8 protein-coding genes are annotated in these 12,847 nt (G+C 40.9%); 5 read left to right on the top strand and 3 right to left on the bottom strand.

Annotated features, from left to right (window positions below):
- The first annotated feature begins 99 nt into the window (after nucleotides 1–99).
- Nucleotides 100–1,485 (top strand): TonB family protein, encoded by a 1,386-nt coding sequence (locus tag AC2IOM_RS21455; RefSeq protein WP_486360126.1) that lies wholly within the window; start codon nucleotides 100–102, stop codon nucleotides 1,483–1,485.
- Nucleotides 1,486–1,514: 29 nt separating this feature from the next.
- Here AC2IOM_RS21455 and AC2IOM_RS21450 read toward each other — a convergent pair whose 3' ends face one another.
- A complete protein-coding gene (locus AC2IOM_RS21450) occupies nucleotides 1,515–3,566 on the bottom strand; it encodes a winged helix-turn-helix domain-containing protein (RefSeq protein WP_486360125.1) in 2,052 nt (683 codons plus the stop codon).
- 123 nt (nucleotides 3,567–3,689) lie between these two features.
- Here AC2IOM_RS21450 and AC2IOM_RS21445 point away from each other — a divergent pair, with 123 nt between their 5' ends.
- Nucleotides 3,690–6,317 (top strand): TonB-dependent receptor, encoded by a 2,628-nt coding sequence (locus AC2IOM_RS21445; RefSeq protein WP_486360124.1) that lies wholly within the window; start codon nucleotides 3,690–3,692, stop codon nucleotides 6,315–6,317.
- 129 nt (nucleotides 6,318–6,446) lie between these two features.
- Nucleotides 6,447–7,802: a hypothetical protein gene (locus tag AC2IOM_RS21440; RefSeq protein ID WP_486360123.1), complete on the top strand. Its 1,356-nt coding sequence runs from the start codon at nucleotides 6,447–6,449 to the stop codon at nucleotides 7,800–7,802.
- 264 nt (nucleotides 7,803–8,066) lie between these two features.
- On the opposite strand, the gene AC2IOM_RS21435 is transcribed toward AC2IOM_RS21440, so the two are convergent.
- Both AC2IOM_RS21435 and AC2IOM_RS21430 read right to left on the bottom strand, forming a co-directional pair.
- A complete protein-coding gene (locus tag AC2IOM_RS21435) occupies nucleotides 8,067–8,279 on the bottom strand; it encodes a hypothetical protein (protein WP_394228573.1) in 213 nt (70 codons plus the stop codon).
- Nucleotides 8,280–8,642: 363 nt separating this feature from the next.
- Entirely contained in the window at nucleotides 8,643–9,863 is a 1,221-nt protein-coding gene (locus AC2IOM_RS21430) for an iron-containing alcohol dehydrogenase (protein WP_486360122.1), read from the bottom strand.
- A gap of 108 nt (nucleotides 9,864–9,971) precedes the next feature.
- On the opposite strand from AC2IOM_RS21430, the gene AC2IOM_RS21425 reads away from it, so the two are divergent.
- Entirely contained in the window at nucleotides 9,972–11,195 is a 1,224-nt protein-coding gene (locus tag AC2IOM_RS21425) for a PqiA/YebS family transporter subunit (RefSeq protein ID WP_486360121.1), read from the top strand.
- The gene (gene pqiB / locus AC2IOM_RS21420) at nucleotides 11,192–12,847 is read left to right on the top strand and encodes an intermembrane transport protein PqiB (RefSeq protein ID WP_100915045.1); all 1,656 of its coding nucleotides are present in this window, start codon (nucleotides 11,192–11,194) and stop codon (nucleotides 12,845–12,847) included. Before AC2IOM_RS21425 ends, pqiB begins: the two co-directional genes overlap by 4 nt.

The following is a 12,847-nucleotide window of genomic DNA, read 5'->3' as shown; positions in this document are numbered from 1 at the left end:
CAATTCAATTCCGCAGTAAGTTTGCGTATTCTTAACCCACTTTTTCGTTTTTTCGTTGCAAAACGTTTAAACCCCCTTAGTCGATATTTGGTTTTGTCATTGCGTTATCTAATTACGACATTGTTGTTACTGTGTTTTTCGCTTATGCATTTCGGCTTGAAAGCCGACTTATTGAGCGCGTCAGTTAACTATACCAATGGCGAATATCAAAAAGCCTTAAACGAATTTTCACAGCTTGCAAAACTTGGTAATAGAGATGCGATGTTTAATATTGCCGTTATGCATTTACACGGCCGTGGCGTAAAAAAAGACATCAACAAAGCATATGCATGGTTTTCACTTGCCGGCGAATTTGGAATAACCGATGCTAAAAACACCGCAGAGTACATCGCCACGCAAACACAAAACAGTGACGCTTTACACCAAGCAAAACAACATCTCGACGCTGAACTTAGCTATCAACGCTATGTGAACACATTAGCACCCCAATTTAACGAAACATTTAACACTTTAATTCAACCAATAAAGTCATTTAATGTTGATCCTGTGTATCCAGAACACGCGGTCGACCGCGGTATTGAAGGATGGGTATGGGTTGAATACGATATTGATGGTGCAGGAGCCGTGATCAACGCGCAAATCATTGATAGCTACCCACAAAAAACATTTGATAACGCCATGCTAATGGCGTTAAAACGCTGGCGCTTTAAGCAAAGCGAGCAGCTTCCCATCAAACGTCGCAGTTTGCTTTATCACTTCACCACATTTAAAGGTAAACGTTATCGGCAAGGGTTTTCGCGCCAGCAACGTGAATATCAAAAACACATTGCTGAAGTCATTGAACAGGCAGAAAATGGCAATGCTTTGTGGCAATACCGTATTGCACAATGGCTTACTACCGATAAACACAACGCCTCTAAATTGCTTAAATACCATTGGCCAAAAGAAAGCGAAGCGCAAAATCTTATGCTAAATGCTGCAAAAAATGGTTATCCCTTCGCGCAATATCGTATTGCAACACAGTTACTTGCCGGCGATAAAACCGCCCAAGACCGTAAAAAAGGACTTAACTGGCTCTTACTGAGCGCTCAAAATGGTTTTGCATCGGCGCAGTACCGTTTAGGCATCGAGTTATTAGTTAAAAAATCAGTACATTACGATATGGAAAAAGCGCGCTTATGGTTAACCCAAGCAAGTGATAAAGGCCATCTGCTTGCAAAAACCGCGCTCACCCGTCTGACTCTTAGCCAAGCTGAGATTTCAGAAAGCGCATACAAAACACTGCATCAGCAAATCGATTCTGTGCTACAACAAAACGCGAATAACGCCGAAGCCTGGTACTTAAAGGCTAAACTTTCGTATCAACAAAATGACATTTCAAGTGCAAAAAAACAGCTAGACAGAGCAATTGATAACGCCAATGCTCAAAAAATTGATCTCAGTGAAATGAAAGCACTGAAACGAAAGCTTGCTGCTAAACCTTAAGCTAAGATTTAACCTTACTATCACATCGCTTAATTAGCCGTGGTTTTACTGATTAAAACCAAATCTGATTGGAGATTATCAACGAGATTCACAAGCACTTCCTTACCATCATGAGAACTGGTAATAGTCAGCGTATGATTTGGCGCATTACTAAATTGACTCAAGTCTGCAACTTCACGAAATTCTTGACTATCAAATTGATAATCAAACAATAATAAGGTTTCACCTTTTTTAACCATAAAATAAATACCGTCTCGATAGACGGATGGTGTGAATAATTGGCTTGAAGGTAAAATATTATCAATTAGCAAGGGGTCAAAAACTCGTTCAGCTAAATACTTAGCCACATGATTAGCATAATTTCGAAAGCCCGTTGTCATAAGCGTTCGGTATTCTTTATTCGCAAGCATAAAATCTAATGCTAACGTTTGCGCGTTCGGCTGCGCTAATCCGGTAGACAAGTCAAAATACCAATTATTGCTGCTATTGCCATCGTTTTTCGCATAGAACACACCATCGCCTTCTTTTTGCCAATACACATTGTCAAACTGCCCTTGTGCCATGGTAATACTATTTTTAGTTGTTAAATCAATCAACGAAAGATGGGAATCTAAATAGCCTAAAAGTAAAAAATTACCGTTTGGTGAAAACGACATAAATTCTGGCACGTTAGAGTTTGAAAGCGACGTAATAAACTGCACACTGTCACTATTTACATGGCTAAGCCAAACGTCAGCCTTATTTGAGCGCTTATTTAAGGTTAAAAATGCGTACTTATTACCTGTGTGTGATACCACCGGCGCACGTACCGCATTCATTGACGAACCAAGTTGTTCAACACGATTGGATGAAAGCGAAAATAGCCCCGTATTTGACTGGCTTTTACTTAATAGAATATCACCATTTTTTCTATTAATGCTGATTTCATCAATATCGCCACCCTCAATATTCATATCGCCAATACGCTTATTTTGTTTATAAAAAGCTAACTTATTGGATACAAGCCACAGCGTGTTATTGTCGGCCGCGAGCTTTTTAATACCGCGCTCTTCATGAGACAGCGTTGTCAAAAGTTTGCCATGAAAATCGCGTTTTTCCACGGTATTTGTCGCCGCATTAAGTGTGAATAAATGATTATCAGTCACACTTAATTCATCAACATTCTCAACAATCACGTTTGGACTATCAACCGCTCGAGGAAACGGTTCAAAGTTTAATGAATAACGCACCACACTGTGATTAAAGTGAGCTATCAGTAGGTTATCTTGCGGCCAACTCAATGCCATTTTATGCAAACCAGACGGGCAATCTGCTAATTTACTATCGAGTGATAAACGCCATGTTTCTATCGCACTAGCCGTTGATATCACCCGAATATTGCATTGCAACGCGTCGTTGCGAATATACGCCAACCATTTTTGATCAGGGGAAAACACACCGCGTTGCTCAGAGTAATTGGCATTTTTAATTACATGGGAAATGTGTTGCTGTAGGTCCATCACCGCTAAATCGGTATTGCTTTTACCTATTGCGCGATAATTAAACACCATATATCGCCCGTCATTTGAAAAAGACGCGCCCTGCTCCACGCCACCTCGCTGAGTAATGCGTCGCTCGGTATAATCATCGCCAAGCGCATAAGGCTTACTCAGATGCGAAAGCAGTAAGCTAAATAACCCACCTAACATTAAACATAATGCACCCACAATCGCGACATTTTGCTGCTTAAACGATGCCGCTTTATGTTCAACCTGTGTTGCAGTAGCAATTAACTGATAGCCTACGCGCGGTACGGTACGAATAATACCTTGATCGTTACGATCATCACCGATCGTTTTGCGCAACTGTGTTACCAACTTACTGAGCGAGTTATCGCTAACAATCACATTTGGCCAAATTTTATCGAGTAACTCATCTCGCGATATTGCCTGCCCGTGTTGTTTAATCAGTAGCGCCAACAATATCAGCTGCTTGCTTTCAACCTTATGCCATGTACCCGCTCGTTTAATTCGCATTGCGCTGAAATCAACTAAAATTTTGTCTATTTGAATTAATGAGTTAGGTAACGAAGTGAGTGACAAAATTAGTCTAGCCTTATAGCACGTATAACAGTATTATGGTGATTGCATTTTAAGCGTTAACAATCGCTCAGTAAATACACGCAGTTCATATAATTCAGTCGTTTAAAGTGCAAAGGGGATCATATGCAAACACACAATAATAAACAGGCACAACACCTTCGCTTTAAATTACGCGCAATGTCTTTAGCGTCGATAACTGCGTTTCTCTCTAATGGCGCGTTTGCAAATACTCCCGACATCGATCTCGACACCATTGAAATACGTGGCATTCACAAGAGCTTATTGCAATCACTTGCCGATAAAAAACAACACTCGGCAATTAGCGATGTACTGAGTGCCCAAGAAATCGGGAAATTTCCCGACAAAAACGTTGCTGAAGCGCTTCAACGTGTTACCGGTATTTCGCTTACGCGTGTGATGGGCGAAGGCGAGCGTATTGGTGTGCGCGGCACGACGCCAGGGCAAAATAGAACGTTTTTAAACGGCCAAAATATCGCTTCAGCGGATTGGTGGATTTCATCTCAGCCAAATCGTGGCTTTAACTACACCATGTTACCCGCTGAACTTGTTAGCAAATTAGAGGTGTTTAAAACGCCACAAGCGAACCAAGATGAAGGTTCTCTCGGCGGAGCGATTAATATAAAAACCCATAGGCCATTGACGACCGACACCCAATTTATTGTCACGCTGCAAAGCCAATATAGCGACTTATCAAACGAGCTCGACCCACAACTTGCTGCCTTTTATAACTATGTAAACAGTAATCGCGATTTTGGTATGTTGTTTACATTGAACCGTCAGCAGCGCACCTTACGCCGAGATGGTTTGGAGTCTTGGGGTTGGCATCAAGCACACTTTAAAAAACGCGATGATGGCAAATTGATATACAGCGACCATGACAGCGCTGACATAAAAAACATTTGGACCCCAAGTGGTGGCGGCTCTGCGGTGTTTCAACAAGAACGCTTGCGCACCAGCGCAACCATGGCGGTTGATTATCAGCCAAGTGCCACGTGGCAATTTGAGTTTGATGCCTTGTATTCACAGTTAGATGCAGACAACACTAATCAAAATTTTTTGTGGCAACCATCAAACGTATTCTCGCGCGGTGGCGTAATTAACGACTATCAAATCATCAATAATACCCTAGCGTACGCCGATTATTCGAAGGTAGACCCGGCAAATAGCGAGCCTTTTAGTACCTCAATGGAAGCAATTTGGCGTCAATCAACCATTAAGACTAACAGTATTAACGTTAAAGCCATGCAATCTGTTAACTTATGGCAAAATGAATACCAGCTCGGCTTTACCCGCGGTAGCGGCGGTACGTACGACGACAATACATCGCAGTGGTCGGCAAATTCAGGGTTTAGCGTTGATACCCGAGACAAACGTGACATTAAAACCCACTATGAACTCAATCCAAACCAAGCTGAAAACTGGTGGATAAGCGAAGTTAGAAACGACTCTCAGCACTCCGTTGATCAAGAGTGGTATTTACAAGCTGACTTTTCAAAAGCGCTTATTCATAATCTTATAGACAGTGTTGATTTTGGCATTAAATATCGCAATCACCAACGTGATTTTGAACGCTTACGTTCAAATAATGGCAGTTACAGTGATATTAAAGATACGCTCGATTGGACGCTCGCAAATTTTAGTGCGCCCTTTCCGAAAGACTATTTACACGGCATTGGTTCCGATGAAACACTTAAACACTATGCATTTGCCGATACTCAATCTCTTGCAAACGCCTACCGCGATTACCCGTTTGAACAGCAAGTAGAGCAAGCCAGCCGCTTTGATATTCAAGAACAAACCAGTGCTTTATACACCAAGCTAAATCTACTTACTGATTTATTCCGCGCTAATGTGGGTGTGCGCATTGTTAATACCATTCAAGATGCGGGCGCCTATCAGCAAATCGCATCGCCCAGTAGTGCGCAAACTAACTTTGTGTGGCAAGCGCAAAGCAAACATTACACGGATATTTTGCCAAGCTTAAATTTAAATTTTGACTTAAAGCGCGACCTGGCATTTCGCTTTGCCGCTGCAAAAGTTATGGCGCGCGCCGAATACAATCATTTAATGCCATCAACCAATTACAACGTTACACAAGCGCAAGGACAAGGCGGCAACCCCGACCTCGACCCATATCGCGCGACTCAATATGATATGTCACTCGAGTGGTATTTTTCAGATATTGGTTTGCTCTCGGTTGCGGCGTTTGCCAAAGACGTTAAATCATTTATTGAGTTTAAACGTCAATTAGAAGTACACGAAGACATACTAATGACCATTGACCGACCGATTAACGGCGCAGGCGGTAATGTTTGGGGTATCGAATTGAGCTATCAACATGAGTTTTTACAAGGCCTTGGCATTATTACAAACTACACCTTTGTTGATGGTAAACGCGATGGTAACACCACGCAGCAAGCATTTATTCCTGGCACCTCAGAGCATACCTTTAACTTAACCGGTTATTTTGAGAATGAATGGTTGAGTGCCCGAATTTCCCACAACTATCGCACAGAATTCGCCACCGGCGTTGGCCTTGAAATGCAAGACGACTTTTCGCAAATTGACGCCACCTTTAGCTATCATATTAATCCGAATTTATCTCTTAATCTTGAAGGGTTAAACCTCGGTGACGAAATTAGCTACCTCTACGAAGGCAGTCATTACTCACCAAAAGCGGTTTATCGTAACGGCAGACGCTTTTATGTAGGGGTACGTTTTACTTACTAAAACTGTGAGAATATGTTACTCAAGTGACTTATTGTAACCCATTGTAATAGTAGGTAAAAATGGTTATAGCATTGATTTTCCCATGACATACTCAGGGTAGATAACAACCCAACTCATGGAAAAACAATAATGATAAATGTTAAAAATACAACGCTGTTCCTCGCCATTTCTATGCTTGCAGCCTGCAGTAGCAGTGACGACTCTTCAGGCACAGGTTTCGTACAAATGTATAATGCCAGTGCCAACAGCCCAACGGTTTATCTCGAAATCGACAATACCGTACGCACCGGTGCAACGTTTGGTGAAGTAACCACGCGCCATAACTATAACCGTGACGACTACGCGTTAAACTACGTTTATTTAAACGATAACGATGACTATATACCGCTGCTGAGTGACGACGACACACTTGCCATTAAAAGCGATGTAAAACTGTTAAAAGTCTTATCGGGCGACTACAACGAGCCACGCATTGACGAATTTGCAATTAGCGAATTTGACGGCGAAGACAAAATTCAAATCAGCGCCATTAATACCATTTCAGATCAGCAAGAATACGATATTTACCTTGCTAAAGACGATTACGCTTTTGTGGATGCCGAGCTATTAACTTCAACCCAATATTTAGCGCTACCTGAGCTGCAAGAAAAAAGCGAAGATCATTACACCTTCTACATCACCCTCGCTGGCAGCGATGATGTTATTTTTCAATCGAGTATGGTGGAGCTTGATGATGAACAAAGCTATATTGCCATGTTGCGCCCGAGCTTTTCATCACAACCAGGTGGCATTACAGTTGATTTAGTCTCTGATGGTTCAAGCGTTACCTCACTCACCCATGTTGATGCCATGTCGCAAATGCGTTTTTACAACGCGATTGATGAGTACGCAGCCGTTACCTTTAATGCACTTAGCACCAAAGACGATATTACAACGCCAGCAACCCCATCCGACACAGTAACCGATTATTTTCCAGCGAACGCAGGTACCTTTACCCTGTCGATGTTAGATAACTCAAATAACCCTATCGTGAATAATTTTGTTGAGGCAGTTAACAAAAACACGTCTCTTATCAGTATTTTCTATCAACATACTGACGATTATCCTGCAATGATATCAATTACTGAGGATTTAACGCCTAACGCGGTATCGCATAATGTGCAGGTTGTTAACCTGATTGATCACTCACCATATGATACCAATATCGCCAAAGTCGATATTTATTTTACTGAGGGTAATGAAACTATTGACGACACCACAAGCTACATTAAAAACATTGACGCATTCGCGACAAAATCGCTGACGTTAGACTCGCAAAGTTACGATGTAACTGTCACTTATGAAGTAAACAACCAAACTATCAGTGTTTTACAAATGGCAGATATCGACTTTTCACAAACCGGTAATTACATTTTGATTTTGGAAGAAGATTCAAACGCCACAAGCGGCTATAAAATTACTCAACTAAAAACCCTTGCCGAGTAACCTTAGCTTATAAACGGTAATCAATCGCGGCGCAATCGTGTGAAAATTTATGCGCCGCGTTTGATATTAACTACTCGCTAATTAAATTTGATTCTGAACTACCAAAGTTGTCTAAAAGAAGTTGAGCAAGTACAGCAGGAGGCATGTGCTACTAACTTTCATTAATAACGCCCATATTAATGGGCTTAAAATAGTCGGTTAAAATTAGCGACGCAGGAGTAGAACCAGCTATTTTTAGCTCTGTTGAATTGTTTGGTAGATTAATTACTCATTAGATTCATTATATTTTCGCTTTAAATATTTAATACTTGCGTTTAACTCTTTAATTTCTGATTGCGATGTTGTCATGATATTTAGCATTTGCTTCACTCGCTTAGAAATTAAGAAGATAAATACAGGAACCATAATCCACAGGATGGCTAAAGCTAAATAAAATAAAATTCCAAATCCACCTAAACCATTTTCAATACCTTCCATTGTTTTAATTCTCCATTTAATCCGACAGCTTATTAGAGGCAAGTTGCTTCATTTCCGACCGCAACATCGCCTGTTTACATTCTAAAGAAATTTATAACATTAATGATTAATTGCCATTAGTCAGCAAGTTATTTGAAACTTAACATTTTCTGAGTTTGAAAAAAACAGGCAAATTGCCTGCTATAAATATTGAGGGGAACTAATTATTAATAAATGAAATAGACATAATTTTTACTTCTAACAACGAAGAGTTTTATATGTGCATGGAATAATTTATTCGATATCCGCTCTTCACTCACTACAGCCCTCTAGCTTACACATACCCCCTAAGACCAATAACAATATAAAGAGTCACCCCGAGTTTTACGTTAAAACTTGCTGTAAGACGTGGTCAAACCGATCGCTTGACCAAAACTCTGGTACAGGGTAATCAGGGTGTGCTTCTTTCATCGCTGCGGTTGTTATATCTGGGATATCCTTAGCATCAAGCTCATCTACTTTGGTTGGAAGATTCGCCAATTCTTTTAATTCACGTATTTTTTCAATTACCAGCGCTGCTTTGTGTGAACGATCGTCAATTTTGTTATCACCTAGCGCACAATAATCAGCAATAAGTGCCAATTTATCATGTATTGTCTCGCCATACTCCGTTAACACCACATCCAGCAAGATGGCATTAGCAAGACCATGGGCGACATGATATTTCGCGCCAAGCTGATGGGCAATGGCATGCACATACCCTACCGATGTACGAGTAAACGCTTCGCCCGCATAAAAAGATGCGTTTAGCAGGTTTTCTCGTACCTTAATGTTACTTGGTTCTTGAATTACTAATGGAAAATTCTCAAAAATGAGTTTGCATGCGCTTAACGCTTTTTGATTAGTAAATTGCGTGCCGTTAATACCAATAAATGCTTCCAATGCGTGCGTTAACGCATCCATAGCGGTTGTGGCGGTAATAAATGGCGGTAAGCCTTGGCTTAATTCTGGCATTAATAACGCGTATTTTGGCGCTAAACAGTAATCTGCAATTGCGAATTTGTCCTGCTGCTTGCGGTTTGAAACCACCGCTGCAACCGTTGTTTCTGAGCCTGTACCAGCGGTAGTTGGTACTGCCGTTAGCGGTGGTAAACGGCGCATCACCTTAAACAAGCCGCGTAATTGCGTAAGTGTTTTATGTGGTTTTGCAGCGCGCACCCCAATTAGTTTTGCGCCATCAATCACCGAGCCACCGCCAATTGCAACAATGCCTTGGCACTTATCTTGTGTATAAAGCATAAAACCCGATTCAATTTCGTTAATGTCGGGATCAGGTAAAATATCTGAATAAATAGACGTGCTAATGCCAGCACTTTTAAGGGCAGTAATCACGGGCGCTGCGATGCCGAGTGAAAGCAAGGTTTTGTCGGTAACCACCAGTAATCGCTCAATGTTTTGTTGCTTTAGCTCAGCAAGCCAGATATCGAGTTGCGTGCTTTTAAAGCACTTAGGTCGTGGGATAGGATAAACAAATAATGCAAGGCGTAACGCCATGTGATAGCAACGATACAGCAGCCGTTTAGTCAGTCCAATTGATTGCGCCATGGTTGTACTCTTTTATTGTTATTAGAGCAAATATCCTAGCACAATTTCTTGCCTTACAATCAAGGATATAAGAAAATCAAAGAGTAACAAGACAAAGTAAGCACCTGAATGGAAATACAACTCGCGTGTCATCACTGCGATCAAATAGTCAGTATCCCAACGCTCAGCCATGGGGAGCATGCCTATTGCCCAAATTGTCATACCTTATTAAGCCGCACAATTAACGCGCGCGCTCAAAAAGTGGTTGCGCTTAGTATCGCGTCACTTATCTTACTATTTAGCGCCTTACTCTACCCGTTTATCTCGTTTAGCAATCAAGGGTTAAGCCAAACCATCAATTTGCTCGACGCGGCAAAAATATTGTTTTATCAAGATAACTTTTTCGTCGCTGCACTGATTGATATCACCATTATTGGATTGCCTTTTGTGTTATTAACACTGTTTATTCCGCTTCATATGGGGGCTTTGTATGTGTTACCTAAACCGCTTTCGCGATTTTGCTTAAAAACGATTTACTACTTAAAACCTTGGGTTATGTCGGAAATATTCCTAATTGGCGTGCTGATCAGCATGATTAAAATTATGGCAATGGCTGAAATTACCTTTGGTTTAAGTTTTTGGGCGTTTTCCGCTTTTGTACTGTGTTATTCGCTCACGCTATATTATTACGACAGCCATAGTTTGTGGTTACAACTCGCCGACCAAAACAAAATAACAATTGATGAAAGCTTAGGCTCGCGCGCTAAAAATCAAAATTTGCGAGCGTGTCATGTTTGTCAGTTATTAACTTACGACGATACGTGTTCGCGCTGTAATAGCAAAACGTCGGTACGCAATACACAACATATTCAGTGGGTTTTAGCATTTACCATCACGTCGCTCATTTGTTATATACCAGCGAATTTTTTCCCGATAATGCACACATGGATTTTCTCAATTGACGAACCGTCCACTATTCTTAATGGTGTTTTTACACTGTGGCAGATTGGCTCGTACCCAATCGCTATCATTATTTTCATAGCCAGTATTTGTATTCCTATCGGCAAATTGTTTGTATTATTTTGGCTGTGTTATTTAGTTACAAAAAAACAACACATTAGTAGAAAACAAGCAGCACGTGCTTATGTTTTAATAGAGCTTGTTGGTAAGTGGTCGATGATCGATGTGTTTGTTGTGGTTATTTTAGTTTCATTAGTACAATTAGGCGTTTTAATGTCGATAACAATTGGTGTTGGTGCAATCTTTTTTGCAATTATGGTGATCACCTCTATGATTGCTGCGCAACTATTCGACCCACGTTTAATCTGGGATAAAAAGAGGTTTTTTGAATGAGCCCTACTGCCGCTATTAGTAAAAAGCGAACGCTCTCACCTATCTGGATCATTCCACTTATTGCCGTGTTTGTTGCAAGTTGGATGTTTTATCAATACCAACAAAGCCAAGGCACGACTATTTACATTACCATGCCAAACGCAGAAGGCGTGATCCCCGGCAAAACAGAAATTAAAGTACGCAGCGTAAAAATGGGTGTCATTGCCCAAGTGCGCCTTGCTGAAGATCAAACCACAGTTGTTGCACGCGCGGTAATTGACAAAGATTACGAGCATTTACTTAATCAAGACGCAAAAATATGGATTGTTAAAACGCGAATCGATGAAACCGGTATTTCAGGGTTAAACACCTTGTTATCGGGTGTTTATTTTGAATTTTTACCGGGTGAGAGTGATGCCAGAACCCGTCAATTTACACTACTTGATACGCCGCCCCAAATTCCCGATAACATAAAAGGTCAGCGCTATTTGCTTACCAGTAAAAATACCAATGTAATCGATGTTGGTACCACAATTTATTATAACGGCTACAGTGTTGGACAAGTTGAAACTGCTAAGTTTGATTGGCAACAGCAGATTATGCGCTATGGCATTTTTATTCGCTCACCTTATGAAAATCTGGTCACAGAAAATGTGGTGTTTTGGGTAAATTCCGCGATTGAAGTTGACCTATCTGCTGACGGGATTAATTTTAAAACCAGTTCACTGGCAAAAATGCTGAAAGGCGGTATTTCGTTTGCCATTCCTGAGGGCGAAAAACCCGATGCTTTGGCTAAGCAAAACCAAACATTCAGACTAAACAGCGATTACCAAAAAGCGCTAGAACATCGCTACGATGAGTACGATTACTATGTTATTCAGTTTGAGCAATCAATTCGCGGCTTAACGCCGGGTGCGCCAGTTGAATATCGCGGTATTCGAATTGGTACCGTTGAAGAAGCACCGGCGATGTTAGTGATTGATAATCGCCCTGCTCATTTTTCAACTGACAGTACGGCTGTACCGGTTAAGATTAAAATTGAATATAAGCGTATCTTCCACGATACCAAAATTGCCAAAGAGTTCTGGCAAAATAGCCTAGATGGCTGGATTGAAAAAGGCTTAAGAGCATCGCTTAAAACCGGCAATTTACTCACGGGTTCAATTTATATCGATTTTGATTTATACCAAGATGTTGAGCCATTTCAGCAATCTGAATTTGCTGGCTTAAAAGTGTTTCCAAGTACCTCTAGTGGCTTTAGCGTAATGGCGAACCAAGTGTCGGAATTACTAGCGAAGTTTAATAATTTAGATATGCAAACACCGCTCAATAGCTTTGATAAAACAATGAACGAATACAACACATTCGCCGTTGAACTGCGCGAACTGTTAAATCGAAAAGACACGCAAGCTCTGCCTAATGAATTTAATGAAACCTTAGCACAAGTTGAAAAATCGATGGCAACATTTGATGAAACCATGTTGCAGTTTGAAAAAACCATGTCAGATTACGAGAAAGGTTCTGCTATTTATCACGAATTAAACAGCACGCTTGATCAGTTAAAACAATTAGCAGAGCAATTGCAGCCATTGTCAAAAGGCTTAAACGAGCAACCTAATATGTTTATTTTTGATAAACAATTGGCAACCGATCCAACCCCAAGGAAACAATAA

The organism is Pseudoalteromonas sp. NS-SX12 (assembly GCF_057367955.1).
Note: the sequence above shows the minus strand (reverse complement) of the source record. Positions and strands in the feature narration are given on the sequence as shown.

Bases quoted from the DNA above. Each gene is read 5' to 3' on its own strand.
- AC2IOM_RS21445 (WP_486360124.1), top strand. From the start codon at position 3,690: ATGCAAACACACAATAATAAACAGGCACAACACCTTCGCTTTAAATTA.
- AC2IOM_RS21440 (WP_486360123.1), top strand. From the start codon at position 6,447: ATGATAAATGTTAAAAATACAACGCTGTTCCTCGCCATTTCTATGCTT.
- AC2IOM_RS21435 (WP_394228573.1), bottom strand. From the start codon at position 8,279: ATGGAAGGTATTGAAAATGGTTTAGGTGGATTTGGAATTTTATTTTAT.
- AC2IOM_RS21430 (WP_486360122.1), bottom strand. From the start codon at position 9,863: ATGGCGCAATCAATTGGACTGACTAAACGGCTGCTGTATCGTTGCTAT.
- AC2IOM_RS21425 (WP_486360121.1), top strand. From the start codon at position 9,972: ATGGAAATACAACTCGCGTGTCATCACTGCGATCAAATAGTCAGTATC.
- pqiB (WP_100915045.1), top strand. From the start codon at position 11,192: ATGAGCCCTACTGCCGCTATTAGTAAAAAGCGAACGCTCTCACCTATC.